This window comes from Macrococcus bovicus (assembly GCF_030376725.1).
GTDB classification, from domain to species: Bacteria; Bacillota; Bacilli; order Staphylococcales; family Staphylococcaceae; genus Macrococcus; species Macrococcus bovicus.
In genome coordinates, this window is the sequence record NZ_CP128470.1 from 1500583 (window position 1) to 1526750 (window position 26168).

The 26168-nt window shown below is 34.5% G+C and carries 26 protein-coding genes and 2 pseudogenes; 6 read left to right on the plus strand and 22 right to left on the minus strand.

From position 1 onward, the window contains the following. Window positions 1-85 precede the first annotated feature (85 nt). The 5 genes from QSV55_RS08160 to QSV55_RS08180 all read right to left on the minus strand — a co-directional run bounded on the left by QSV55_RS08160 (window position 86) and on the right by QSV55_RS08180 (window position 2728). Window positions 86-601 carry a hypothetical protein gene (locus tag QSV55_RS08160; protein WP_289649830.1) on the minus strand — a complete coding sequence of 172 codons (516 nt, stop codon included), beginning with the start codon at window positions 599-601 and terminating at the stop codon, window positions 86-88. 96 nt (window positions 602-697) lie between these two features. Then, a complete protein-coding gene (locus QSV55_RS08165) occupies window positions 698-1072 on the minus strand; it encodes a PH domain-containing protein (RefSeq protein ID WP_289649831.1) in 375 nt (124 codons plus the stop codon). A gap of 155 nt (window positions 1073-1227) precedes the next feature. Further along, on the minus strand, window positions 1228-1752 hold the full coding sequence (locus QSV55_RS08170) for a DoxX family protein (protein WP_289649832.1): 525 nt from the start codon (window positions 1750-1752) through the stop codon (window positions 1228-1230). 156 nt (window positions 1753-1908) lie between these two features. Next, window positions 1909-2142, minus strand: a complete 234-nt coding sequence (locus tag QSV55_RS08175) for a helix-turn-helix domain-containing protein (protein WP_289649833.1) — start codon at window positions 2140-2142, stop codon at window positions 1909-1911. Window positions 2143-2263: 121 nt separating this feature from the next. Then, entirely contained in the window at window positions 2264-2728 is a 465-nt protein-coding gene (locus tag QSV55_RS08180) for a very short patch repair endonuclease (protein WP_289649834.1), read from the minus strand. Window positions 2729-2840: 112 nt separating this feature from the next. Between QSV55_RS08180 and dcm the strand changes: the two genes are divergently transcribed. The 4 genes from dcm to QSV55_RS08200 all read left to right on the plus strand — a co-directional run bounded on the left by dcm (window position 2841) and on the right by QSV55_RS08200 (window position 6784). Beyond that, complete coding sequence (gene dcm / locus QSV55_RS08185; protein WP_289649835.1) at window positions 2841-4079, plus strand: DNA (cytosine-5-)-methyltransferase; 1239 nt, start codon at window positions 2841-2843, stop codon at window positions 4077-4079. 92 nt (window positions 4080-4171) lie between these two features. After that, window positions 4172-4624, plus strand: a complete 453-nt coding sequence (locus tag QSV55_RS08190) for a hypothetical protein (RefSeq protein WP_289649836.1) — start codon at window positions 4172-4174, stop codon at window positions 4622-4624. After that, window positions 4617-5318, plus strand: coding sequence for a hypothetical protein (locus tag QSV55_RS08195; RefSeq protein ID WP_289649837.1), 702 nt, complete (start codon window positions 4617-4619; stop codon window positions 5316-5318). The genes QSV55_RS08190 and QSV55_RS08195 overlap by 8 nt, the downstream gene beginning before the upstream one ends. A gap of 92 nt (window positions 5319-5410) precedes the next feature. Continuing rightward, window positions 5411-6784 carry a Sau3AI family type II restriction endonuclease gene (locus tag QSV55_RS08200; protein ID WP_289649838.1) on the plus strand — a complete coding sequence of 458 codons (1374 nt, stop codon included), beginning with the start codon at window positions 5411-5413 and terminating at the stop codon, window positions 6782-6784. Between the two features lie 152 nt (window positions 6785-6936). On the opposite strand, the gene QSV55_RS08205 is transcribed toward QSV55_RS08200, so the two are convergent. Then, a complete protein-coding gene (locus QSV55_RS08205; RefSeq protein ID WP_289649839.1) occupies window positions 6937-7161 on the minus strand; it encodes a helix-turn-helix domain-containing protein in 225 nt (74 codons plus the stop codon). A gap of 438 nt (window positions 7162-7599) precedes the next feature. Between QSV55_RS08205 and QSV55_RS08210 the strand changes: the two are divergent. After that, window positions 7600-8744, plus strand: a pseudogene (locus QSV55_RS08210) (IS3 family transposase). Between the two features lie 79 nt (window positions 8745-8823). Here QSV55_RS08210 and QSV55_RS08215 read toward each other — a convergent pair. From QSV55_RS08215 to QSV55_RS08265, 11 genes and pseudogenes are all read right to left on the minus strand, one after another. Beyond that, the gene (locus QSV55_RS08215) at window positions 8824-10548 is read right to left on the minus strand and encodes an ATP-dependent nuclease (protein ID WP_289649840.1); all 1725 of its coding nucleotides are present in this window, start codon (window positions 10546-10548) and stop codon (window positions 8824-8826) included. Window positions 10549-10818: 270 nt separating this feature from the next. Next, the gene (locus QSV55_RS08220) at window positions 10819-11283 is read right to left on the minus strand and encodes a very short patch repair endonuclease (RefSeq protein ID WP_289649841.1); all 465 of its coding nucleotides are present in this window, start codon (window positions 11281-11283) and stop codon (window positions 10819-10821) included. A 103-nt stretch (window positions 11284-11386) separates the two neighbouring features. Then, window positions 11387-12190, minus strand: a complete 804-nt coding sequence (locus tag QSV55_RS08225; protein ID WP_289649842.1) for a DUF6339 family protein — start codon at window positions 12188-12190, stop codon at window positions 11387-11389. Then, window positions 12177-13046, minus strand: a complete 870-nt coding sequence (locus QSV55_RS08230) for a hypothetical protein (RefSeq protein ID WP_289649843.1) — start codon at window positions 13044-13046, stop codon at window positions 12177-12179. The genes QSV55_RS08225 and QSV55_RS08230 overlap by 14 nt, the downstream gene beginning before the upstream one ends. Then, window positions 13033-14973, minus strand: a complete 1941-nt coding sequence (locus tag QSV55_RS08235; protein ID WP_289649844.1) for a hypothetical protein — start codon at window positions 14971-14973, stop codon at window positions 13033-13035. The genes QSV55_RS08230 and QSV55_RS08235 overlap by 14 nt, the downstream gene beginning before the upstream one ends. Before the next feature lie 170 nt (window positions 14974-15143). Next, a pseudogene (locus tag QSV55_RS08240) lies at window positions 15144-15957 on the minus strand (transposase). 328 nt (window positions 15958-16285) lie between these two features. Next, window positions 16286-17521, minus strand: coding sequence for a hypothetical protein (locus QSV55_RS08245; protein WP_289649845.1), 1236 nt, complete (start codon window positions 17519-17521; stop codon window positions 16286-16288). Between the two features lie 2 nt (window positions 17522-17523). Continuing rightward, window positions 17524-19185, minus strand: coding sequence for an McrB family protein (locus QSV55_RS08250; RefSeq protein ID WP_289649846.1), 1662 nt, complete (start codon window positions 19183-19185; stop codon window positions 17524-17526). A 16-nt stretch (window positions 19186-19201) separates the two neighbouring features. Beyond that, window positions 19202-20692 (minus strand): DNA cytosine methyltransferase, encoded by a 1491-nt coding sequence (locus tag QSV55_RS08255; RefSeq protein WP_289649847.1) that lies wholly within the window; start codon window positions 20690-20692, stop codon window positions 19202-19204. Further along, window positions 20676-21680: a DNA cytosine methyltransferase gene (locus QSV55_RS08260; RefSeq protein ID WP_289649848.1), complete on the minus strand. Its 1005-nt coding sequence runs from the start codon at window positions 21678-21680 to the stop codon at window positions 20676-20678. The genes QSV55_RS08255 and QSV55_RS08260 overlap by 17 nt, the downstream gene beginning before the upstream one ends. 375 nt (window positions 21681-22055) lie before the next feature. Further along, complete coding sequence (locus tag QSV55_RS08265) at window positions 22056-22244, minus strand: hypothetical protein (RefSeq protein WP_133451608.1); 189 nt, start codon at window positions 22242-22244, stop codon at window positions 22056-22058. A gap of 205 nt (window positions 22245-22449) precedes the next feature. Here QSV55_RS08265 and QSV55_RS08270 point away from each other — a divergent pair, with 205 nt between their 5' ends. Further along, window positions 22450-22647, plus strand: coding sequence for a VraH family peptide resistance protein (locus QSV55_RS08270; protein WP_289649849.1), 198 nt, complete (start codon window positions 22450-22452; stop codon window positions 22645-22647). 79 nt (window positions 22648-22726) lie between these two features. Here the strand turns inward: QSV55_RS08270 and QSV55_RS08275 are convergent, their stop codons facing one another. The 5 genes from QSV55_RS08275 to QSV55_RS08295 all read right to left on the minus strand — a co-directional run bounded on the left by QSV55_RS08275 (window position 22727) and on the right by QSV55_RS08295 (window position 26162). Then, entirely contained in the window at window positions 22727-23170 is a 444-nt protein-coding gene (locus QSV55_RS08275; protein ID WP_289649850.1) for a threonine/serine exporter family protein, read from the minus strand. Between the two features lie 9 nt (window positions 23171-23179). Continuing rightward, window positions 23180-23932 (minus strand): threonine/serine exporter family protein, encoded by a 753-nt coding sequence (locus tag QSV55_RS08280; RefSeq protein WP_289649851.1) that lies wholly within the window; start codon window positions 23930-23932, stop codon window positions 23180-23182. Window positions 23933-24082: 150 nt separating this feature from the next. Continuing rightward, the gene (locus QSV55_RS08285; RefSeq protein WP_289649852.1) at window positions 24083-24649 is read right to left on the minus strand and encodes a DUF805 domain-containing protein; all 567 of its coding nucleotides are present in this window, start codon (window positions 24647-24649) and stop codon (window positions 24083-24085) included. A 1-nt stretch (window position 24650) separates the two neighbouring features. After that, window positions 24651-25196, minus strand: coding sequence for a DUF805 domain-containing protein (locus QSV55_RS08290; protein ID WP_289649853.1), 546 nt, complete (start codon window positions 25194-25196; stop codon window positions 24651-24653). Between the two features lie 108 nt (window positions 25197-25304). Next, window positions 25305-26162 carry an N-acetylglucosaminidase gene (locus tag QSV55_RS08295; protein ID WP_289649854.1) on the minus strand — a complete coding sequence of 286 codons (858 nt, stop codon included), beginning with the start codon at window positions 26160-26162 and terminating at the stop codon, window positions 25305-25307. Window positions 26163-26168 lie beyond the last annotated feature (6 nt).

Sequence of the window (26168 nt, forward strand, 5' to 3'; positions counted from 1 at the left end):
AAATAGGACTTGAGACGTAGAGAAAAAGTGACTAAAATAGACAAACTGTGCTTAAAAGTGCGGATTGGATGAGCATCCTGTGTCCTCAATCCATCCATTCTTCCTCCGATATCACAGGCAGACCATCAAATTCTGTAACCCTCTGAGCAAAGCAACGTTTAAGTTCAGCAATGAGGTCAATATCATCAGAAATAACATCCAGATTGATAGGACTAAATCTCATAACAGTCTGCTCATTATAAAAGTACATAAGAAGCGGCATAGACTTCTTCCGTCTATACGCCCGATATAGCTGTATGATGTCCTCTCTTTGAATATGCTGCACCCTTACAAAGTAAAGCCGGTCAATTGCACAAGGCAGTTCCATCCAGCTAGAGATTCTGATATAACGATGTAAATCAAACGTCTTTACTGGCCCATAAGATTCCAGCTTTTTTGTAAAGACCAGCGTCGATAATTCTGAAGATACTTGCTCAAGCAGCTCTTTAAAAGCATCTATAGAAAGTGCCTCGATTCTGAATCTGATCCGGTACTCATTCTTAACTTGAACAAAAGGTGACAGCTTAGTGTTCAGAAAATCAATACCTGCTATATAAGTCATCTAATAACCCCTTCCCTTAACTTTATTCCAGATTTTAAAACCGTCATCATACTAGCAAAAAACGACAGATACTAAGATCTGTCGTTAAACTCACACTTACAGCACGTGTCTGGAAATCAGCTGCTGCAGTGCAGTGATATCTGTCTTGCTATCAAATAATTTAATAAGCGGTGCCGGCATCCCCGCGACGTACAGCTTGAGCTCAGCATCAATATCAAATCTGCCGGCATTCTCTACACTGAACGCACGGATGAACTTATAAGGCACAGTGATGAACTCAATCTTCTTACCCGAGAGTCCCTGCTTATCCACAATCAGAATACGTTTGTCCGTAAAGACAAATAGATCACGAATCAGAATGAAACTTGCCTCCACCACTTCATCGGGCAGCAAATAACTTTCAAACTCATTCTGTACTTCCTGCGGATTCTGTTCACTGGAATTTCCCATTAACTGATCAAATAAACCCATTGTCATCCCCTCCTATTACTATCATTATAGGATGAATATCAAATCCGATAAGCTTAGCAACCTATTTTTAAGGAAACTTTAAGGTGCAGTTATTCTATTGAAAAGTAATCACTCAGATATAATAAAAAACCCAGGCTGAGCCTGGGTTTCAGTTATTAACGATGATTGACGCCGTCAAGTGATTCTCTCGTATAGTTGAAGAAACGGAAGAACGGATTGTCGAATGCATGTCGTGCAAAGAAATCGACACCCCAGCGGCCGGCATTGAAGCCGCTGATGAAAATAATCAGACCCAGCAAGATGTACAGCGGATTGACCGTCACTGCACCCGCGAACAGGAACAGGAAGTTCATGCATATACCGATCAACGCTGCAATCGGTGTGAACAGCCCGATGATCAGCATAATACCGATTGTTACCTCTGCGAATGGGATGAGGAAATTAATAAGACCCGCTTGCGGCAGAACAAAGTGCTCCAGGAAAGCGACGAAATTCGGGTACTGTGCAGTGCCGGACATGCTCATGACAGGTGACTCAATGACCTTGTGCAGGAAGCCGGATGCATCGAAGCCGTCAGTGAATTTGTGCAGACCGCTCATCAGCCAGCCATAACCAAGATAAAGACGTGCAATTAAAAGAATGACGCGGGCGATGATGTTTGTTTGGAACCATTTAATCATTGTAACTACCTCCTTGATATATATTTTATACTTCAATTATATATCTAAAATATAGTTTATCAACAAGTTTGTTAAATAGTTCACAAAGTTGTTATAATTCAGAGGTCTGTAAGAAAACATAAAAAAAGCCGGTTCAATTGGCCATCTTTCAGGAGTTTATCTATAGTGTCGTGCTCTTTTCTTTGAAGGGATAACTATCAGATCATCGATAGACATTTTAAACAGCTTACTGATTTTAACGAGTTCCACTGCTGTGATATGCTGATGGTTGTTTTCGAGTCTTGAATATTTAGAAACATCATAGCCTATTGCAGCTGCCACTTCTGATGAGGTGAAACCTAGATTCTCCCGGTGGTATTTGATTGCTTGCATAATTTCAGCATTATCCAATAATATAACCTCGCTTTTTAATTGCGAGATTATCAATTGCTAAAACAGTAAAGAGAATTCCTGCAAAGTCTGCAAGAATTCTCTTTTAATCAGGATTGTATTATATAATAGTATGTTAATGCTATCCCCAGTCACAGCTCAGAAAGAACTCCCTGAGCCTTTGATCATCGTCATTTGATTTTATCATCTCAACCAGGTCTTCCAAGGTCTCTTCCCTTACTTCGCTGCCGAGTCCGCATTCCCAGATGACGATAACGTTGATTCCCATCTCCTTCAGTGCCTCTATGTTTCGCTCGTCCCGTGCGATATTCCGTTCAAATTTCGCTTTCCAGAACTCCTGATTCGTTTTCGGCATATTGAACTTACCGCAGTCATGGACATGCCAGAAGCAGCCGTTGACAAATATAGCCGTCTTGTATTTTGGCAGATAGATATCCGGCGAACCTGGCAGTTCCTTGTAGTTCTTGCGATATCTGAATCCTCGTTTGAAGAGATAACTTCTCACTATCTCCTCCGGCTTACTGTTCTTCCCACGGATACGCGACATATTATAGCTTCTCGCTGACGGATAATCACTTTTCTTCATATAATATCACCTCTTCATCTTGATTATCACTTGAAATGCGAACGATCGTTCGGTATGATTAAAGCATGATTTCTGGTAATATAAATTAGTTAAATATAAAGGAGGTCCCTTGATGAAAAAGCTTAAAGTTGCCGAGATGTTTGCCGGGGTCGGAGGTTTCCGTATCGGCCTTGAGAATACAGAGAATAAGATGTTCGAGATTACTTGGGCTAATCAATGGGAACCTTCTCGCCGTGTGCAACATGCTTATGATTGTTATACCCATAATTTTACGACTGGTATACACAGCAATCAGGATATTACTCAGGTCACGAATCATGAGATGGCTAGCACGAATGTCGATATGATTGTCGGTGGCTTCCCGTGTCAGGACTATTCTGTTGCGAGATCATTAAGCGGGGAACTGGGGATTCAAGGGAAGAAAGGTGTACTCTTCTGGGAGATAGCGAGATTTATTCAGAACGTCGCGCCGAAATATATCCTGCTTGAGAACGTTGACCGGCTGCTGAAATCCCCCGCTTCTCAGCGCGGTCGGGATTTTGCCGTGATGCTCTCGACATTAAATGAATTAGGCTATGACATTGAATGGCGTGTTATCAATGCCGCTGATTATGGTAATGCTCAGAAAAGACGCCGTGTATTCATCTTCGGTTACAGAAGAGAAAATCACTATGCTAAATCTATCTTCAAGAAATCAGCAGAAGACATTGTCTTCAAAGACGGTTTCTTCGCAAAAGCCTTTCCGATCACTGATGAAATCTATAAGAACCGCGTGAGCACCGTCAGACTGTCGGAGGATATCGTGGAGATCTCCGATAACTTCTCCTATACCTTCCACCCATCAGGCTATATGCGCAGCGGTGAAGTCTATACGGCCCACACAGTCCCGCGTTATGAAACGCCGACAACACTCGGTGAGATTCTGGAAGAAGATATTGATGAGAAGTACTACCTGTCAGATGAGAAAGTCGAGAAGTTCAAATATCTGAGAGGCGCGAAGAAGATAGAGAGAACGACAAAAGACGGCCATAAGTATACCTTCAGTGAAGGCGGTATGTCAGAGACAGATGCGCTGGACTCCCCTGCCAGAACCATGCTGACCAGTGAATCGAGCATCAACCGCAGCACACATCTGATCAAAGACGAGAGAGGCTATAGAACACTGACACCTGTAGAAGCAGAACGTCTGAACGGTTTCCCTGACAACTGGACGGATACAATGCCGGACAAGATGCGTTTCTTCTGCATGGGGAATGCCCTTGTTGTACCGCTCATCACGCGGTTGGGTAATGAGATCGAGAATATTGAAGCTGAGTATCCAGATGAAGCCACACAATTGAATTTATTTTAAGCCTACTTTTTTCAAAAAGTAGGTTATTTTATTATGTTTTTAATGTAAAAATATACATTATTAGTTATAATATATATAAAAGGGGATTATGTATGAAAATAAATAATGATTCTATAGTCAATACTTATTTAGAAATTATAAGCGAACAAATGGGTGTCGAACTAGCTCTTAAATTTTACGAAGAATATAGTTTAATGGAACAGGCGTCATCAGAGAAACATAACGATGGTACAAAGAACAAATCTTCCTCGAAATCTAGTATTAAGAAACATAGTGATGAATCAACGAACAAGAAACTTTTAAAGCCGAATATTGATGAGTACTTTATAAATTTCATTGAGTTGAATTTTATAAAACCTCAAATTTATTTAACTGAAGCAACTGAAATAATGAATAGTATAAATTTTAAAAATAACAATGAAATTAATGATAAGTTAATTATTTCCATTGAAGGATTTGAAGAGATTGAGGAAGAGAATAGATATGATTTCGGTAAAATAAAGAAAGATTTAGATGAATTTAGGAGATTTTTGAAAAATGAATAATAATGAAAGACGTCGTCGTGTCAGAAATATATTAAGAAATATTGGTGCTAGCAACAATAGAACTTTAAGGTTGGTAAGGAGTAACAAACAGCATATCACATTTGAATTTTATATTTATGCTTTAATTGTAAAAGCAATTGATGAAGAAAAAGGAGCGGCTAACATTTCAGCTATTAGACTTAACCACATACAACGTGGTAATGTCTTCCGACTAAGAAAGGCACCTGGAAACCTATCTAGTGATAATTTTTCTTATGTTTCATTTAGCAAAAATGGAATTGATTACGAACTTCATACTGATATAAAATATTGTGGGCATTCTAATCAATCTCATGAATTCGATATTTCACTTATTTCTCATAATACACCTCAGATATTTATATTTTTAACTGTAGAATGTAAATATTATAATTTCCTAGATTTTAAATTTGCTAGAGAATATGTAGGAGCATTGAGTGACTTTTATGCCACTCAAAACAATAGATTTAATGCACATAGCAGCTATTCAACTTTTTATCGAAATGATTATTTAATTACTAGCGCAAGGACAGCCAGTGCGAAAATATTACCATTTATGCAAAGTAAAAAAAGGCGGGGATCAACTTTAGTTCACTCTGATTTTCTTTACGATTTAGATAATAACGTTGATATTTTTAAAAATTGGATTAAAGATTATTTAAGAATCTTACCATAAAAAGCGGATGAATCATGATGAAAGGTTTGCCAACATCTAGTTTTCACAAAAAATCTCATGTTACCAATTATTTAGTGAAAGGCGAAGACTTTATGATAATTCCATTCTATTATAATAGTGAAGCTGAATTATTTGAATACGCTAAAGAAGCGGAAGGTAAATATCTGTATGAGATTGATAAAGAGAATATGCTGGAAAATACCAATGTCAAAGGCAAAGTGGGTCATATCATCGAGAAGAGTTACTTCGGTTATGATATCAATTCAAATGCTGAGCCTGATTTCGCTGATGTCGGCATCGAACTGAAAGCGACAGGCTTCACGCGGATGAAAAGCGGCAAGCTCAAAGCAAAGGAACGTCTCGTCCTTAATATCATCAACTACACCAAGGAAGCTGAGAGAGATTTCTATACATCCAGCTACTGGACGAAGAATGCCCGTATCCTCTTATTCTTCTATGAGTATCTGAAGAATGCAGACGGTAAGATGGATGCACACAATACGCAGATAGCCAAGGTTGACCTGTTCGAGTTCCCTGCTGAAGACCTGGCTATCGTCAAACAGGACTGGCAGGTCATCCATGATAAGATAATGAACGGCGAAGCACATCTGATTTCTGAAGGTGACACCCTGATTCTAGGGGCCTGCACAAAAGGTGCCAATGCCTCTTCCATGCGCGAACAACCCTTCAGTCCAGTTCTAGCAAAGCAACGCGCCTACTCCATCAAGCAGGGTTATATGAGCACACTGGTGCGTAAACTGATTACAGAAGAACACCTGGTGAGAATCTCCTCTTCCAAAGAAATCGCTGAGAAATCCATTGAGGAAGTACTGGCAGAGAAGTTTAGCCCTTACTACGGTATGACTGACAAGGAGATTGCAGCACAGGAAAGCATCACACTCTCATCAGGCAAAGCACGCGTAGCGAATCTAATCAGTGCGATGCTGGGAATCAAAGGGACGGATCTGTCTAAAATCGAAGAATTTGAGAAGTATAATATCAAGTTCAAGACCATAACTCTGAGAGAAGATGGTCAACCTAAAGAGCATATGTCGTTCGAGAATATAGACTTCGAGGAATATGCGACAGTGCCGTTTGAGCAGAGTTCATTAAGAGAGAAGTTCGAGGAGACAAAATGGCTGTTCATTATCTTCCAGAAAAATGAAGCGGATGAGAATGTCTTCAGATCCATCAGACTGTGGAACATGCCTGCAGCAGTGATAGAGAATGAGCTGAAAGCATTCTATCAGGAGACACAACGTGTGCTAAATGAAGGTGTAATTCTAGAAGAGACAAAAAGAGGCATAAAAAATAACCTGCCAGGTGCAAAGGATAATCCAGTCTGTCACTTAAGACCGAAAGGACGCAATGCATCTGACAAGGTTAAAATGCCTGACGGGCAGATGATAACAAAGCAGTGTTTTTGGTTGGATAAGAAATACTTATACAACTTAATAAAAATTTGAGAGAGCATATAAGAAGAATTTTATGATAACCAATAATTTGTTAATCTTCTATAAAAGCAGTTTTATCAATAACTATCTTAAAATCTGCTTCAGATTATGTTAAACAGAGGATTTTTTATTGTAAACGTATAATAGTGACGATTAAATCTTAACTAGTATAAATTTTTCCTTGTAGGTATAATAATCAACTCTTTTAGTGTCATATTAAATAGCCTAGATATTTGATACAACTCTATCGCTAAAATCGGTTGCTTATTATTTTCTAGTCTTGAATATTTAGAGACATCATATCCAATCGCCGCTGCTACTTCAGAAGAGTTAAAGCCTAAATTCTCTCGGTGATATTTGACAGCAGCCATCATTTCTTCATTATTCAATACAATAACCTCGCTTTTTAATTGCGAGATTATCAATTGCTAAAACAGTAAAGAGAATTCCTGCAAAGTCTGCAAGAATTCTCTTTTTTTTCAGGATTATATAATATAATGATTAGTTAAGACTATCCTCAATCATCACTCAAAAAGAAGTCACGTAATTTATCTTCTTCATCATTTTCTTCAATAATCATGTCATACAGATCTTCAAGTGTTTCATTAATCACTTTGCTTCCGAGACCACATTCCCAGACAACAATAACTTTAACACCTAATTCACTTAATGCTTCTATTACCTCTTCATCTCTGGCAATATTTCGTTCATGTTTTTTCTTCCAGAACTACCCATTTGTCTTCGGCATAACTGAATCGTCTACACTTAGTTGGACAATTTCTATGTGAATAGATATTGTTAATCTAAGAAAGTAGGCGATTTTATTTATGTCACGAGAAAGAAGAAGCTTCAGTCCTGAATTCAAGTTACAGATGGTCAAACTTTATGAGAGTGGTGAACCTAGAAATGAAATTGTACGTGAATATGAGCTGACGCCTTCGGCATTAGGAAAATGGATCAAACAGCATCAATACACCGGGTCATTTCAGCACAATGACAATCTGAGCGATGAAGAGAAGGAACTGAAAAAATTACGTAAAGAGAACCAGCAGCTGAAGATGGAGAACGACATTTTAAAGCAAGCAGCGCTGATTATGGGACGAAGATAGCCGTCATTCGTGAGAATGCCGAGAAATATTCAGTATCAGCAATGTGTAAAGTCCTGTAGATTCCCAGAAGCACCTACTATTATGAAGTGAATAAGCTGACTGACAGAGAAAAAGAGCATCCCGACGGAGATGTCACTGAGAAAATCATTCAGATCTTCAATACAAACCGGCATTGTTTTGGCACGAGAAGAATCAAGATTCATTTAGAAAAACAGGGACTTAAGGTTTCCAGGAGACGGATTGGCCGTATCATGAAAAACCAGAATCTTGTATCCACCTATACATCCTTGCGTTAAAGAGCCTTTCCGGCTCAGTCAAATGCACGTCATATCACTAATGCTCTGGGCAGAGCATTCCATAGAGAAAGGCCGATGGAAGTGCCTGTGAGCGACCTGACATATGTAAAGGTAGCAGGAAAATGGCATTACATAGGTCTGTTTATTGATCTCTTTAACCGTGAAATAGTTGGCTACAGTGCAGGACGCCGGAAAGATAGTTGTCTCGTTTCAGCAGCTCTCAGCACCATCAGGCATGATCTGAGGGAGGTACAGATGTTTCATACCGACAGAGGAAAAGAATTTGATAATCATCTCATTAATGAAGTGCTTGATACCTTCGGTATTCAGAGATCATTGAGTATGAAAGGGTGTCCGTATGGTAATGCGGTTGCTGAAACAACTTTTAAAGCGGTGAAGACCGAATTTATTAATCAATTTCATTTTCATGCTATCAATCATTTGAATATTGAACTTTTTGATTATGTGAACTGGTATAACAATGTCAGACCGCACGGTGCGTTGAATTATCTAACTCCGAAGGAATATAAAGAAATGTTCTATAAAAACTGTCCAATATTATATTGACAGACCATGTATCCCAAAATAGATTAAAATAGTAAATATATATAAATAGTATTTGCAGTAGCATATCCGCTAATTATATTTATACTTCTTTTGGTATATCAAATTTGCTGAGGATATCATCTATACTATTAATAGGATAACACTTATCGTTTGGCGAGCCTTCACATTTGATATCTAGCTCAAAAATAGCAGAAAATGTATTTATAATGTCATTTTTAATTACATAGTTACTATCACTTGGGTCTTTACTACTTAAAATAGAATAAATTTTTGCTACTTTTTGAGAAGAAGATACAGTATGATTATAAAATACATGTTCAAAAGTATTTTCAAGTGCATAAATATTACAAATATCTTGTTTTTGATGAAATATATTTAAACAATTAGTTCGCTGGGCCCTTTTTTGGCTAATGCCAGATACATGATTATCTAAATCATGAAGCACATAATATTTAGAATTAAACTGATTGAGTATCTTCATTAAGGTTACAATTGTTGCCTTCCCTCTAGCCTCTATAATATGAAAGTTAAGATTATGTTCTTTTTGTAAAAACTTAAGAATCATTTTTTCTGTTGTACCCTCTACTATAATGTTATGATCTGAAAAGAAAAACTCATTAATATAAGGATCGATATAATTTAAGATTTTCCGATTTTCTTTATCATTAGCATCAAATTTCGAATTTTCTGAATTATATAATGCTATTGCTTCCTGATTATCTTTATCAATTCTAAATATATCAATTATTGTGTGGTCTTTTTCTAAATTTATTAAAATTGGTGAATGTGTTGTAATAATTATTGGCATTGAATCACCAATTGAATATAAAGAATCACTAAGTGCTCTAATGGCTTCGGGATGTAAAAAAGCTTCAGGCTCATCAACCAATAACATTCTTCCACCTAAATTACCTATCCCTTTTTCTATTATCTTTTGAATAGTATAGATTAAGCTGATTCTCTGAACACCTGTTCCTTGTTCAGATAATAACATATCGCTTCTATTAGTATTATTTACTCGTAGGTCAGTTTTCATAGTTTTCAAAATATCAGTTATAGATAGAAATGATGATTGACTACCTGTGATTTTAATTGAAAAATTTTGCCCTGTAAATAGTCTGTTTAATACTTCGCTTATATCGTTCTCTACTTCATTTAAAACCTTATCAGTAGCTTGTTTAAAAGCATTAATAAAACCTCTTATATCATCATTGATAACTTGAAGTTTTTCTGCATCTTCTTGGCTTTTAGTTATAATAGCATCGGTATATATAATATTGACTAAATTATCAATTTCTTCGACGGTCATATTTGGTCTAATATAATATGGTTCATGATTATAAATGTATTCTTTAATTCTATTGATATCGTCTTTGCTAGTTACATCAATAGCATTCTGATTTATATCTTTAATTTTAAACTTGAAGTTTGCTGCTTTTTCGAATTGGTAAGATTTCATAACATGTAACTCAAAACTATTATAATTTCCATTGATTAAATTTTTAATTTTTAAATAATCTATTAAATCAGCATCTTTTGTTTCATCTAAAATGAATATCGATTTTAGTATAATGTCTTTATTCTTATTATTATAACAACTTTCTTTTATAGTTAAGTTTTTAGAATCTTTTTTAAAAAGTTCACTAATAGCTTCCAAAAAAGTAGATTTTCCCATATTATTTTTACCTGTCAGAATAGTGAAATAATAGTTATCTAAAATTTCTTCACTACCCTTATACAAATCTATACTGAATTCATCTTTAAATATTTTATAATTATTTACACTAAATTTCTTAAGAATCATTTTACACTCTCCTTATATTTAGTTGTAAATATTATAACATTATACAATTATTACTTGTAATGAAAAATTGTCATTAGTATACATAATGAAAAAGATTAAAGTATAGAATTAATTATGCAAGTAATTTTCAATAGAACAGCAACCATATTGTTTATTTATATATATATTTCAAAAATGAATTATTCTAATCTGTTCTTCAACAAATATATTTATAAAGTCTGTAAGAATTCATTTGCTCTATTTTTTTTAATCTTTCACGATCAAGTTATATTAACCCCAATCATCACTCAAAAAGAAGTCACGTAATTTGTCTTCTTCATCATTTTCTTCAATAATCATGTCATACAGATCTTCAAGTGTTTCATTAATCACTTTGCTTCCGAGACCACATTCCCAGACAACAATAACTTTAACACCTAATTCACTTAATGCTTCTATTACCTCTTCATCTCTGGCAATATTTCGTTCAAGTTTTTTCTTCCAGAACTCTCGATTTGTCTTCGGCATAACAAATAAATTACAGTCATGCACATGCCAAAAACAGCCATTAACAAAAACAGCTGTCTTGTACTTAGGGATATAAATATCAGGTTTACCTGGAAGTTGGTCATAGTTGACTCTATATATTATCCCTTTATTATAGAGGAACTTTCTAACCATCATTTCCGGTTTTGTGTTACTCCCCTTAATATTCCGCATATTTTTCAGACGTTGTTCGGGTGTTAATGTATCCATGAGATCACATCCCATTTCTCATAAAAGTAATTATCATAGCAGTTAGAGAATTTACAACTTTTTCTATATCTCAATTAGATAAAAAACTTATATACTGAAAATTCTATGGATTAACTAATATCTTTTTTCTATTTTTCTCCGATGTCGATAAATTATTAACAGATAATTCATGGAGAACTCTTTTTGATTCAAATACAATTTCTTCTCTTGACATTATATCCAAAATTTTCACTCCGCCTACAAAATTAAAATATTCATTAATAAATGAATAAGTTTCCTTCTGATTCTTAACTAATCCTTCTTCTTCAGCTGATTTTACAGCCTCAATAATTCCTAAACTAAAATTCAAATTACTAGTTAGACGACTACCGAAAAATGTTACGGCTTTACCGCTAGCATCAGTACGACAAAAATATTCAGTTAACCAGTATGGATCCTCAGCATTTCTATCGTAAGTCCTATAGCCTATCCACCAAAACTTAGAGATACTTTGAACAATCATTCCTCTGCTAATACCTTTATTAAAAAATAATAAATTGCTAAGTTGCTTCTCAAAGTTTCCACTTTTCTCTAAGACAGCAATGGAATCTATTAAATAATCCAAATAAATCGTATTAATTAGAGTAAACCATAATTCTTCTTTAGTCGCTTGAACATTAGATAAACTTTTTAGAGAATCATATAAAATCTTTACATTTGCTGATATATATTCTCCTCTATTTGAATCACTTCTTAACATTAATGGCTTATAATCAAATTTCAAATCCCCATCATATACCAATTCATTGTTAAATAATTCTATTATTTTATCTTTATCCCTTTTCTTATAAATGTCTTGGTAATCAGTTTCAAAATTAGCTTTTAAAAGATTTAAAAATTCTGAAGAACAATATTTAATCGTTTGCATATAAACTGGTCACATCCTCTATTTCATTGAACATTCTTTGCAATGGGTCAACTAAGACTTTTTGAGCTAAAACTATAGAAGATATTTCTTGAGAGATGATTTGATCAATTGAAAATCCCATATTACTAAATTTCTTTTCAAGCACATTAAACCATTTATAGTTTTCGTAAGGCTCCCTTCCATGTTTAGAAATTGATTCAAAAACATAAACTAAACTAGGAAAAATAATTGAACTCAATAAAGCTTCTGGCATATCTTTGAAAGTAACATACTTTTTATATTGCTTTTCAGGGAGTCTAACGAATAGATAATCATCTTCTAGTTCAATATTCATTAATTTTTCTTTAGTTTTCCCAACTTTTATGATTGACGAAACTGAGCTAAAATCATCTTTATCTACTATTTCAATTATTTTCGTCTTATCGACTGCTAAGGGATAGCCTGATGATAATATAGGAAACACATAGTTACTACCAAATAATTCTTTATTGATATTTGGATTAATAAAGTTTTTTAAACTATTAGTTGTTAATAATAACGGAGTGATTTCAACATTATGACGCATTTTTTTCGGATCAATGATAATAATTTGGGTATCTTCAGAACTCGTCACCTTTATCAACTCTCTATAAACAGCTCTAGGACTTTCAACATGAATAAAAAAAGCAGCTTGCTTAGCAGCAACTAGTTCTTCTAAAAACTTGTCCTTTAAAACAAATTTTATTTTTACCTTAGCTGGTTTGTATGGCGTAGATTCTATTAGTTTAACTTCAGTGCAAAAATCAGAATCATCTATATAATCATTATCAAATGAAGAAAGTACTGGATACGGATACAAGCTATTAATTAACTTCATATACTTCTACCTCCAGTTTCAGACGAGTTTTATTTTCTAATAGCACATCTATTGCTGTCCATTGTTCTGCGTTTATTTTATCTATAAAAATATATGAATTGTAAACAGTTAAAATACTACCATTTTGATGTGCTGCATTAATTTTAATTGTACTTTTGTTACCAGAATCCCCTATTATATTGAAATATATTTTCACCTTATTTAAAGTACTAGATGAATTGATTATTAATCTATATTTACCATTTGATAAATCTCTTTCTATAATTCGATACTTAATATCAGATACACTTTTCCTAGAAGAGGTTCTCTTAATAATATTTCCACCCAATTCTTCAACACCGTTTTCACCATTGTCTCCATCGCCAGCCCCATTCCCATTTCCATCAACTTTTAATCCATCACCTTGTCCATTTCCAAAACCATTTCCATTCTCATTACCTTCTACTATTCCTGCTTTAACTAATTCTTCTTCAGAAAGATCTCCTTCTTCGTATGATCTTGATTTAAGACTATTCGTTACATTAAGCTCCTTGAGAACGACTTCCAGATTTTCACTAACAAGATTTTTATTTAACATTCTTTTACTATTATTTTTTGAATCTAAATTTGCAGGCAAAAAGTCTCCAACTCCAAATGCATCGACTTCTTCTGTTATTTTTTCTTGGAATGTATCTTTGACATTTTGTCGAATAAAATAAGTAAGCTGATTTAAAAATTTTTTAGCCATTTTTTTGTCTTCATGACGTTCTTCAGACCATTTATCGTGGTTAGGATTCTCGAGTTTTTTTAGTAACGCATTTATATTAGGACCAGTTGCTTGAAAAATTCCAGAAAATTTTAAAAGAGAGCCAAAACTTTTCATATCAAATATTTTCATTCCAGCTTCTCTAGTCATGAGGACTTTCCGATTATAGGCGTCATTTTGAGATAAAATCAAACATGCTTCATTTTCATCAATTTTAAAATCTTGGAAGCCAGTCAAGTAGAAGATTTTGGAGTCACTATCTTCCAACGTATTATAATAACCTTCAAAATCACCATATAATTTTGTTAACCTCTTATTGTTTTTAATCTCTTCTAAATACGTCGGTATTTGATCATAACTTAGTTTTTCACCGCATATTTCTACTTCGAGTTGCTTTCTTTTCATTGAAATTAAAAAATCGTTGATAATAGAATATTTTATCTCTTCTTGCCAATTAGAGAAGTTATTAGTGTTGAATCCTATAATATAAACGTCAGTTCCCCTTTCTTTTCTATAATCAGTATCAAAGGATACTCCCTCAGAGAAAGGTGATTTACTTTTATTTTTTCCAAAATAGCCTACTCCTTGTGTCACGATGTTATCCTTTATGTGAAAAGACACAAATTTCATTACTCCTATTGATTCAATTTTCCTCGTCTTGGTCAATGTATTATAGTAAACCATCCTCAAGTCACTTACAGCAAATGGAGCGGCCTTCCCAATGCCAAAAGAACCTCCTGAAGAGTCGCTATTCTTTATGGAGGAACCAGCTTGTTCAATCAATGATTTCCAGTTTTCTGGTTCTAGACCCGAAGTATTGTAATCGCTAATCTTTAATATTTTAATTTTTTCACTACTAAGAATTTTATCCATTTGTCCTAACATTATTTGAGTTTTCTTTTCATTAGGCCAAGCCATATGAGCGCTTGGCAGAACAACGTCTTTAAGTTGCTCAAATCCAGGTAAAAACTTTGTATGAATTTCAAATAAATCAAAACTTACTTTAACGGGAGAGTTTTTATCAGCCTGCGCGTCTAATGAATTTTGACAAATTTCTCTAGCTAAAGATCTTAAAGGAGTATCTTTAAACATTTCTACGTAAGCATTTGATGCTGAGGTCATCTCTAAATCTTCTCCGCTTGGAAAATACCATAAGCTTGATTCTTGATTGTTATATTCCATTTTAAGTCCCCTTTTATTATATTGAGATATATTTTGATTTACGATTTTACCTACCTATTATCTAAATTTTATCAAAGAAATAGTTTTATAGTATATAAAGTGCATTAAATAGTTATTTAATAGTATGATTTAAATGGGTTACATAAACTCAAAGTCGTCTTTATGGTCTGTCAACATAATATTGGACAGTTTTTATAGATCATTTCTTTATATTCCTTCGGGGTTAGATCATTCAACGCACCGTGCGGGCTAACATTGTTATACCAGTTCACATAATCAAAAAGTTCAATATTCAAATGATTGAGAGAAAGAAAATGAAATTGATTAATAAATTCGGTCTTTACCGCTTTAAAAGTTGTTTCAACAACCGCATTATCATACGGACATCCTTTCATACTCAATGATCTCTGAATAAGGATGTATAGGTAGAGACAAGATTCTGGTTTTTCATGATACAGCCAATCCGTCTCCTGGAAACCTTAAGTCCCTGTTTTTCTAAATGAATCTTGATTCTTCTCGTGCCAAAACAATGCCGGTTTGTATTGAAGATCTGAATGATCTTCTCAGTGACATCTCCGTCGGGATGCTCTTTTTCTCTGTCAGTCAGCTTATTCACTTCATAATAGTAGGTGCTTCTGGGAATCTGCAGGACTTTACACATTGCTGATACTGAATATTTCTCGGCATTCTCACGAATGACGGCTATCTTCGTCCCATGATCAGCGCTGCTTGCTTTAAAATGTCGTTCTCCATCTTCAGCTGCTGGTTCTCTTTACGTAATTTTTTCAGTTCTTTCTCTTCATCGCTCAGATTGTCATTGTGCTGAAATGACCCGGTATATTGATGCTGTTTGATTCATTTTCCTAATGCCGAAGGCGTCAGCTCATATTCACGTACAATTTCATTTCTAGGTTTACCATTCTCATAAAGTTTGACCATCTGTAACTTGAATTCAGGACTGAAGCTTCTTCTTTCTCGTGACATAAATAAAATCGCCTACTTTCTTAGATTAACAATATCTATTCACATAGAAATTGTCCAACTAAGTGTAGACGATTCAGATTCATTACTTTGTTTAAAGGTCACTATGCCACACAACTAATACTTTTATACACATGTCTAAAAACTTTTTTAGCTTTCACTCAATTTTCCTCCAGCTTTTTCTTTCATAACTATTTAATCTTTAAGCCACTCTACCCTAACACCTTTTTAATATAAATTATATCGATTATTAAAAGTTTAGCATTTATTGAGCTTTTAAAATATTGATATGAATCTAGACTATACATCATATATTATCTTAAACAAGATATTAAACATTTAAAAATTTGATTAAAACATTTTTAGCATTTACATAATACTCTTTGATAACAAAGTTCTCCTCATCATTATTATAAAAAGGGTCCAAAATGAAATGATCTTTCTGGTAATTGTCTAAATAAGTAGGTAAAAAGAGAAAGTTATGTATTAAAATTTCTCTTTCTGAAGATGTTTTCTTTATATCTTTTAATAAAAAATAGTAAGAAACCTGCTTGTAGTCTAACTTTTTCACTTCACTGTAGTACTTCGCATCATAAATATACATTTCATTATTAATAAAATTAAATAAATCTGGCTCTAATCGTCTTGATTTACTTTTTCTACGTGCATCAGGGTAAAACCTTTCTTTTTTGAAATTATGAGGAATTAATAATTTATCATCTGAAAAATAGATATTATTAGATTCACTTTCAAATAATAGGTAGTTATTAATATAAAAGCTCATCATTTCTTCCCAGAGGAACTTAAAGTTATTAGTTTTAAAAACATATTGTCCTTTTCCGCTTGGTATATCTTGAAAAAAGCATATCAAGTTTTTAATTAATCTCAAATGTTTATCTTTAAATGTTTCTCTTTCTATTTTTTTGAGTCTTCTAATAATAGCATCTTTTTTCTCCCAATCAACACCACTTATATCAAAATTAGTGCGCTCTAATTTTAATAATTTTTTAAATTGTTCTATCGTATTATCGATAGCATATGCCATACATTTAGTGACAAAGTCATAATCCATGTTATTTTTTTGCACTATTGGGGGAATATAAATTATATTTCCATCACTGATTACCTGCGAAGACTTTTGAAGAGTTTCTTTCCAGATAATTTTCCCATTATAGCCGAAGGATTTGTTTTTTTCTTCAATATAATATAATCCATATTTTTTATAATAATCATAAATGTTAAAGAAATATTTTAGTGGGTAAGAGGAGTTATTTACGTCTTCTTTTCCAAACTCAATCGGGTGATAACTATTATATTTCATTAAACACTTAAATAAAGTCTCAATATCTGATGGTTCAGCAATTAATGGCTTGTTTTTATAATCAAAATAATGTTTTGGAAAACTAACTAGCCAATTTGATTCGTGAAAAATAAATCCTACAAAGTTTGATAATTTTTTTTTGCTACTAATACGTACATCATTATAAGAGAATATATCTTCAAACAAATGTTCTACTTCTTTAGTCAATTCTTCACCATCTTGCACTATATATATTTGAGGCTTCATTATTAGAATCCTCTAGAGGAGTTGTAGAATTCCATGAAATTAGAAGAGAAAATCATCTTTTTATCACAAATCAAGTTATATAAGTCCCCAAAACTCTCAATATCTTCTAAGAATATAGAGTGAGGGGAATAAGAATGTTTTTGTACATCATTCCATAGATACTGAATTAATTTCCCTTTAATTTGATTAAAGTTATAATCTTCTGCTTCTTTAATACTAATATTTTCATTCGCCTTTTTAAATTTTATAAAAAACTGTCCAATTTGTTTGTCTTCAGTTAAAGATAAACCTCCCTTTTCCTCTTTTGTAACAATAAATTTATTAAGTGACTTAATAAGAGTTATCCAATCAAAAGTAATAACACTTTCAATATCTTCTTCATTCTCCTGTATACTAAATATATAGTTATTTTTGTATTCACCTGATTCTTCTCGTATGTAATCTGTAGCACTTATATATTCCAATTCAAAACGTCTTTTCATTGCTGTATCCATTACATAGACATTCTGATCTGATGTATTCATTGTCCCTATAATATATAAATTTGATGGTATGAATATTTTTTTGTTTGAATCATCAAAAATATACTCTGCTATCAAATCGTTATTTATTTTATATTCACTATTTCCATAAACATCTCTATCTAAAAGCTGGAATATATCTCCAAACACAGCTGCAATATTTGCCCTACTCATCTCTTCTAATATCAAAAAAACAGGAACATTTAAATCAGATAATGCAAATTTTAAAGCTTCCGTAAATATTTTAGGTTTAAAATCATATATTATATCTGTTTTTCCTCCATTTTTTTTCACTATAGGCATGATTTGTCCAACAAAATCACTATAAGAAAACTCTGGATGCAAAGTAGTTCTAAAAACATTCGGGTGATCCAAACCATCAATATAATTATTTATACCGTGATTATTAATTATATTTTTAATTTTATACGATTTACCCGTACCTGGTGGACCATATAATATTCTATTAAAACCACCTTCACAATATACAGAATATTTATCATTTTCATCTCTGAGTAATTCAGAATTGACAGTAAAAATATCTACAATTGTACTTTGTTTTCTCTTTGGATTAAATTTAGTAACCGAGGATAAATTGTATTTTTGTGCATCATCACTTTTAATACAGAAGGCTTCATATTCAACTTTATTCGCTATCTTTAACATTATTAAAAAGTCATGTTCAAAGAATAGTTTTCTAAATAATCTAAAATTCTGATCAGATTGAGATGTGTTACCAAGTTCCATCTGAGCTGAATCTGGTCTACTAATTTTTATTGAACCTTTTGCAATGAGTTGGTCATTATTCAAAAAGAGTAATTTTGTCTGTTTATCAGCATAATAAGCATTCTGTTTATTTATAATAAAAGGCACTTGAAGTATATAAAAAGATTTCATTTCCTGTTCAGAATTCTTTGAGTTGTTATAATGCCAAATATTAACGTAAGGAAAAAAGTCAAAATTGACCTTTCCAGTTATTGCTATATGTGTCTGATTAGTTGATGATTCTGCTGGTCTATTTTCTTTTAAGATATTTGAATCTGAAAGTTCTTTTACCATAATAGCATCATAGTCATTTTCTAACATTATTCCTGCTGTATCATGTAATATACTTCTTATATTTTTCATAACATCTTCAAACATAGACCTTCTCCTTCTATTATTTAATTATTTCCATAATTTGTTGTCCAATATATCTAGCCATAAGTGGTGGTACACTATTACCAATTTGTTGGTAAGTTTTTGTATATGCTCCTAAAAATAAATAATCATCGGGGTAACTCTGTATTCTTGCTGCCTCTCTTGGTGTTAAACCTCTTGCTTGAGTTGGATGAATATACATATTACAATCAAACTTCATGTGTGCTGTTATAGTTTTGCATGGTTTATCAAGATAAAGTTTGAAGTATTTGTCTTTGAACATATGACTTCTACTCTTATAGGGCATAATATCTGCAATTTTTGGATCATCAGATTTATCACCTGGCTCCAAACGAGAATATATTTCAATATCTCTTTCATTATTGTATCTAGCTTTATGGTTAAAGGTAAGATTCATACTTTTACCTTGATTTATTAAATCTACATATTTCGACTGTTTATCATTGCCATAGTATTTTTCATCAACGATAAAACCAGATAGAATATCTCCGCCTGTAAAATTTTTTATTCTCGAAGCTTGTAAAGGCTTTAGATCTTCTATTGCTTCTGAAAGAGCAGTTATATTTTTTTTAGGTATTTTTTCAAATATTTCATTAGCAAGAATATTTTTTTTATCAGATATATCCTTTCTAATTCCTATAAAAATTAATCTTTCTCTATTTTGTGGCACACCTAAGTATTTTGCATTGATAATTTGACAATCAATATCATAATTTAGCAGCTCATTGTTATTGATATCATCAATAACTTGCTTAGAAACTTTTTTCATGCCTTTAACATTTTCCATGATAAAGGCCTTAGGTTTCATCTGATGGATACATTCTATAAAATACTTATACAAAATATTTCTAGGATCATCTATTAGTCTTTGTCTGTTAGCTTCTGAGAAGCCTTGGCATGGTGGCCCTCCTACAACAACATCTACTGAACCTAACGAAACATAGTTTCTTATATCACTTGCTAAATTTTCTATACCACCCATAGTGATGTATTGACCATCTACTTCTGGATGATTAAAGTTGTATGTTCTTAACGCTTGTTTATCAATATCATTAGCCAATATAGTTTTAAATCCTACCTGGTTTAATCCTAATGACAATCCGCCTGCTCCACAAAATAAATCTATTAAAGTAGGTTGTTTATTATTACTTTTGTTTTGTACTGCTTTATTTCTATATTCTAAGTTAAATTTCTGAAGTATCGGATAATCATTTATATTGACATTTGAAATTTTATTAATCGATACTACTAGTCTCAAAAACTGCTCTTCACCTAAAATTTTTTCTAAATCTTGCTTAGAATTGTTTTGTATTATTCCGTATTCAATCATCTTTTCAATTGTAAATATTGTTACTTTTTTATCATTCTCAGCTTCCAAATTAAGATGATTAATAACATTAATAAATATATTTATCATATCAATAAACTCAGAAGTTTTTAGAATATTTAAATCAAATACATTATTACTGAAATTAGCTATGTTTTTCATTATTTATCATTCCAATATATTCTTTAATTCGTAAAGCTAATGCCCGAGAAACATTAACACTTACAGCATTTCCAAATTGTCTATAAGACTGTGTATCAGATACAACAAATTTCCATTTATCTGGAAAACCTTGAAGTTTTCTACATTCATTAGGTGTAATTCTTCTTATATTTGAAATTGGTTTGTTTATCTCGTCTTTAAATCTACTTCTATTTTTGTTGTCTGTATAATAATTATCTTGAGAAGCTCTATGCATTTTATGCATAGTGGCTGTTAATGGACGTGCTATCTCAAGATCAATTTCAGATTTTGAGTAATAATTCCCACTACCATTTGAAAGAATAGTTGGCAGTATTTTTTCTGATAAGAAATACTTTTTTTCAACTTCTTCGTCTAATAAATCATACATTGTTAATTTTAATGGTTTTGGCTCTGGGAAAGTAAACTTTGTACTTGAGCCTTCAAGAAAACTTTTTAGAAAACATACTACAAACACTCTGCGCCGCGTTTGCGGAAGGCCATAATCTTTCGTATCTAGCACTTCAGAATGTACTTCGTAGCCTAATGTTTCTAAAATCTCCTTCATTTTTGCAAATGTTTGTCCTTTTTGATGAGTTAATAGGTTTTTTACATTTTCAAGTACAATAACTTTAGGCTTGTTTTGATGTAGTTCAATTATTTTTTGGATTGTAAAAAATAATGTACCTCTTTCATCTTCGAACCCTTTTTGTTTTCCCATCATACTAAATGGCTGGCATGGAAATCCTGCTAATAAAACATCATTTTCTGGAATCTCCTTATATAAATCTAAAATATCGCCTTCTATAATATTTTTGTCAATATTCGCTTTATATGCTTGAACTGCATGTTTATCCATTTCATTCGCCCAAATCAATTTATAGCCTGATTCAATAAAGCCAAGATCCAATCCTCCAATGCCTGAAAATAGGCTAATAGTTCTTAAGTTTTCTTTAAAATTATTTCTCATGATTCACTTTCCTTTATAAAATTTAATTTCTATTTATTATAACGGTTTTTACTAGATTCAATAATTTTGTTAATAATCAATTTATATTGAAGAAAGACTTTGAGCTAAGTATTTTAAATAAATATTTGATGTAATTATCTAAATATAATTTCTTTTTTAAAGCCCTAATTATGTTATTATATCATGAGATAGTTATTGATATTAAACTCCTGATCTTAGCTTTTCAAAAATAGAGACTCGCTTGTAGCTTTTGAACAAAAATTGTTGTTAATTAATTATAATCTTTCTACTTTAATAAGTGAACGCGTTCTCTCCTTATATTATGCTTATTCTATATTATATTAATTCGTCTTAAAGCATCTCTAATCTAATTATTTAATCTATTTTTCTTACCAGGTCATTCTTCCATACGGTCTCACCGATCACCAGCACATCATCTTTCCACAGATGGAACTGATAGTAATGTCCCCTGTCCACTACATGTGTGACCTTCATCTTATGCTGCTTGCCTAAGTACTGCTGATAATGATTTTCCAGATATCGCTCAATCTTCTTATTGATCATCGCCTGTTCTCCGTTTTTAAATGAATATATCAAATCGTCAGTATCAGTATCTTTTTGTTTCTAATTTAACAATTAATTACTTTTAACTCGTCAGATGTAATATAATGAAATGTAGATGCTTTTAACCTGCAAATGAATCCCTGTGTTTATTCTGGTTATAACTGGATATAGTGTAGTGTATCTATCATCTAAGGAGCTGAGGACAATGAGTCTGAACTTAATTATTGATTATCTGAAAGACAAACAGTGGAGTTCTACTGATCTCACGTATGTGATTATCTACATGGTCATCGCAAGTTTCCTGACCACGCCTATCTTCGGCATTCCGATTGGTCTCGCTGCCTTCCTTTATTTCAACGACAAAGAGAATCTAGAAGCATATAATCGTAACAGAATGAAATAAGCGGCCGCTCAAATCGAGCAGTCGCTTTTTCTTTGTCATTACTTAAAATATTCATTAAGTATTTTAGTATGACATTCTATTAGTAGTCAGATATCTTTTTCTTGGTAATCAGTCGGAATACATAATCTGAGAACAGCAGTCCAATGGCGATAGCACCTGCCAGCATCGTGATTTCCATCAGAATCTCAACAGGCTTATCTGTCTGGTTCAGCATCATTTTCATCGTTGCATCATACGCTAACCCTCCTGGCACGAGGGGTATGATTCCCGGGATCATGAAGAGCATAGCGGGCTCCAGATAGAGTCGTGCCATAGTATGACACATGAGACCAAGCATCAAACTGCCTAGAAAGTAGCCATAGATGTCGGGCATGTGAAAATGATGTATCATCATTTCGCTTGTCATCCATGCTGCGGCTCCAACACATCCTGACGGGACGAAGAGTCGTCTCGGACTGTCAAACAATACTGCAAAGCAATAGGATGCGATGAAACTGAAGATGAAGTTAAGTAATATATCCATGATTACCTCCTAAAATATATAGAACATAGTAGCTACGCCTGCTCCAATAGCAAAGGCGATAACAGCTGCTTCCAGTCCTTTAGTCAGAGCCATCATGAGATTACCGATCAGCAGGTCTTGCAAGGCATTGGTGATCAGCACCCCGGGGACGATGGGCATAACAGCAGCGATAATGGTCACAGAGAGTTTAGGATCTGGCACTAGTTGGCTCATTGCGATGATAATGAACGAAATAATTAATGCTCCTATAAATTCCGGTATAAAAAGACTCTGAACTTTTGAAGCCACTTGCTCCTTTATAAGAAAACCCATCGCTGCCGCAAACATAGCCGTTGCGATATTCTGCATATCTCCCCCCTGCAGATATAGGAAGCTGAGTCCGACTAATGCACTCGCTATCGCTTTATCATATGCAGAATAACCTTTAGTCTCAAATTGTATCTTCCTGAGCTTTTCAAGTGCTTCTTCTATTGTCAGATCGTCACTCGTCATCTGATGGGCAACGGCGTTGGCTCTCGAGACTTTTATCAGATTCGTATTACGCGCTGTCACACGCTTGACTCTAGGATAAGTCAAATCATGCAGGCTGAAGTTGATAACCGTATTGGTAACGAAACTGTTGCAGTCGCTGTAACCGAAATGATGAGCAATCTTATTCATCGTCTGCTCCGTTCTGTAGCCGCCCGCACCTGCTTCAAGCAGAATTTCTCCAGTCAGGATAATCACATCCTTCAAATATTCCTCGCGTTCATTGATGTTCAAGTCAATCGCTCCTTACTGATCTTCATATCAGTTCATACCCTCTACCTCTAAGAAGGATACATCTTTTCTCCATCCTTTACTTTGATAAATACAGCTCTACCAGTTTTACAGAAAAAAAAACAGCCTCTATTTATAGAGACTGTCACTTCATTAGCTTTGGTAAGTATCGTTGTAGTAATAACGCTCATTCTTCTTCGGATCCTCGCCGTATTTATTCGGTCCTGGTTTGCCGTCAAGTATTGTGAAGACGAGGAAGACGATGCCTACAATCACGGCCACTAATATTGCGACACCTACCATGATCAGCAGTGTACTTACTTCCGCCCCACCCAGCATAAACAGGGAAAGCGCACCGAGAATCAGTCCGATTATAGTGACTACACCCCCTAAGTGCGGCACAAGCGCCCACCAGCCGTTGATATTGATATCCTGCAGTCTTCTTGCCATCACTGTGAAGCTTGGTATGAGAAGAATCAGTGACCAGATGCCGTTCGCTATGTCTGAGGGTTTCGTCAGGGAGACATCTGCCATCTGATCATCTGCCAGTATATCGCTGCCGTAGCCCAGTGCCATATCCACAAAGGCAAAGATGATACCTAGGGCGAGTGAAATCAAAGTGTTGAATAGCACCGGTACCCAGTATTCCTTCCGTCTCGCACGTCCACGCATCTTGAAGGCATTCTGCCAAAATCTTTTGTAAGCTTCCATCCATGTCATATTACATCTCTCCTTGGTATAAATAGCGTTCATCTTTCTTCGGATCATCGCCGTATTTGTTCGGTCGCGGATTACTGTCTAAGACGCTGAAGACAAAGAAGACGATAGACATGATAACGAGGGTGATACCGGCGATTGTGCTGGTCGTTAATGCTGTCGTCAGTCTGTCAGGGTCACTTAAGTATTCTTCGACACCCGGTATCATCAGTATCGCAATCATTGTGCCCAGTACGATATACCAGCCGAATATAGGCAGTATGGCCCACCAGCCGTTGATATTGATGTCCTGCAGTCTTCTTGCGGTCACTGTGAATGTCGGAATCAGTATAAGGAGCAGCCAGATCAGATTGCCGTAATTGATGATGGCTTCACCGTCCATAGCAACTGCAAACCGCTTCGCTCCGCCGCTCATCGTGAAGAATAGTTCGATGATTTGTCCGATCACTGTATTCACCAGCTGCGGAATCCAGTATTCCTTCCGTCTTGCCCGCCCACGCATCTTGAAGGCATTCTGCCAAAATCTTTTGTAAGCTTCTATCCATGTCATCCTTTATCTCACCTCTTTTTCATCATAACATACTCAAATTTCCAGTTACCTTAAAGTTTCCTTAAATATTGTAAAATAAAAGTCCAGGACATCACATCCTGGACGCTGCTATTTCTTATAGTAATGTCTTGTAAAAAATTTACCTTCTAAGCCGAGCTTGTGATAGTACTTGGCCATCTGTCTCGCATTATGATGGGCCCACATCACATCTGTCGCATACTGGTGCCTGCCCGGGTCAACCGGATTGAAGCGCATCGAATATAAGGTATACTGATTATCGCGTGACAGATATTCCCTGGCGATGAACTGGGCCCCGCCTTTGATCGCTTTCTCAGGTGTATCCCACCCTTGCTGCTGTGCATATTTCGCACCTTCTGCGACTGCATCATGATCAAAGGCACCGACACCGAAGAAGTTATAGTAAGTCTTGCCGTCCGAATCCAGCTGCCCCTTATCATTCACTTTCAGCCCTTTTGCGAGTTCACTGGCCCCTTTCCCTGTCTCCAGCTGGGCATGGCTGATCAGGTAAATCTCATTGAGATCAGATTGACGGGCAGCCTCACGGAATGCGTCCCCCTGCCCTTCCAGTATGCCTTTCCCTTTGAGCAGTTCATCCAGCTTGCCCGCACTGATCCCTTGCGGCTTGCGCAGGTTCAGGAACTGATACTTCTGCTCTGAATGTTGATAATAGGGTTCAGGTCGCAAGTAGCGAGCTATCTGTGAACGCGTCGCCTTCGACCACTTCACGCCATCAGACGCCACAGCATTCGCATGCATCTGACGCTGTAAGGCCTGTCGGTAAGTATAGCCGACCACGACATGCTGATCCCTGAATTTCTCTTCCTGTGCTTCCTTCGATATGAGATAAATCAGATAAATAGCCAGTGCCATAAGCAGTAAAATACAGACAAGAATCAATTTATTACGCATCTCAAGACGTTTGATAGAAGTTCTGTTAGCCGCCAAAATTAA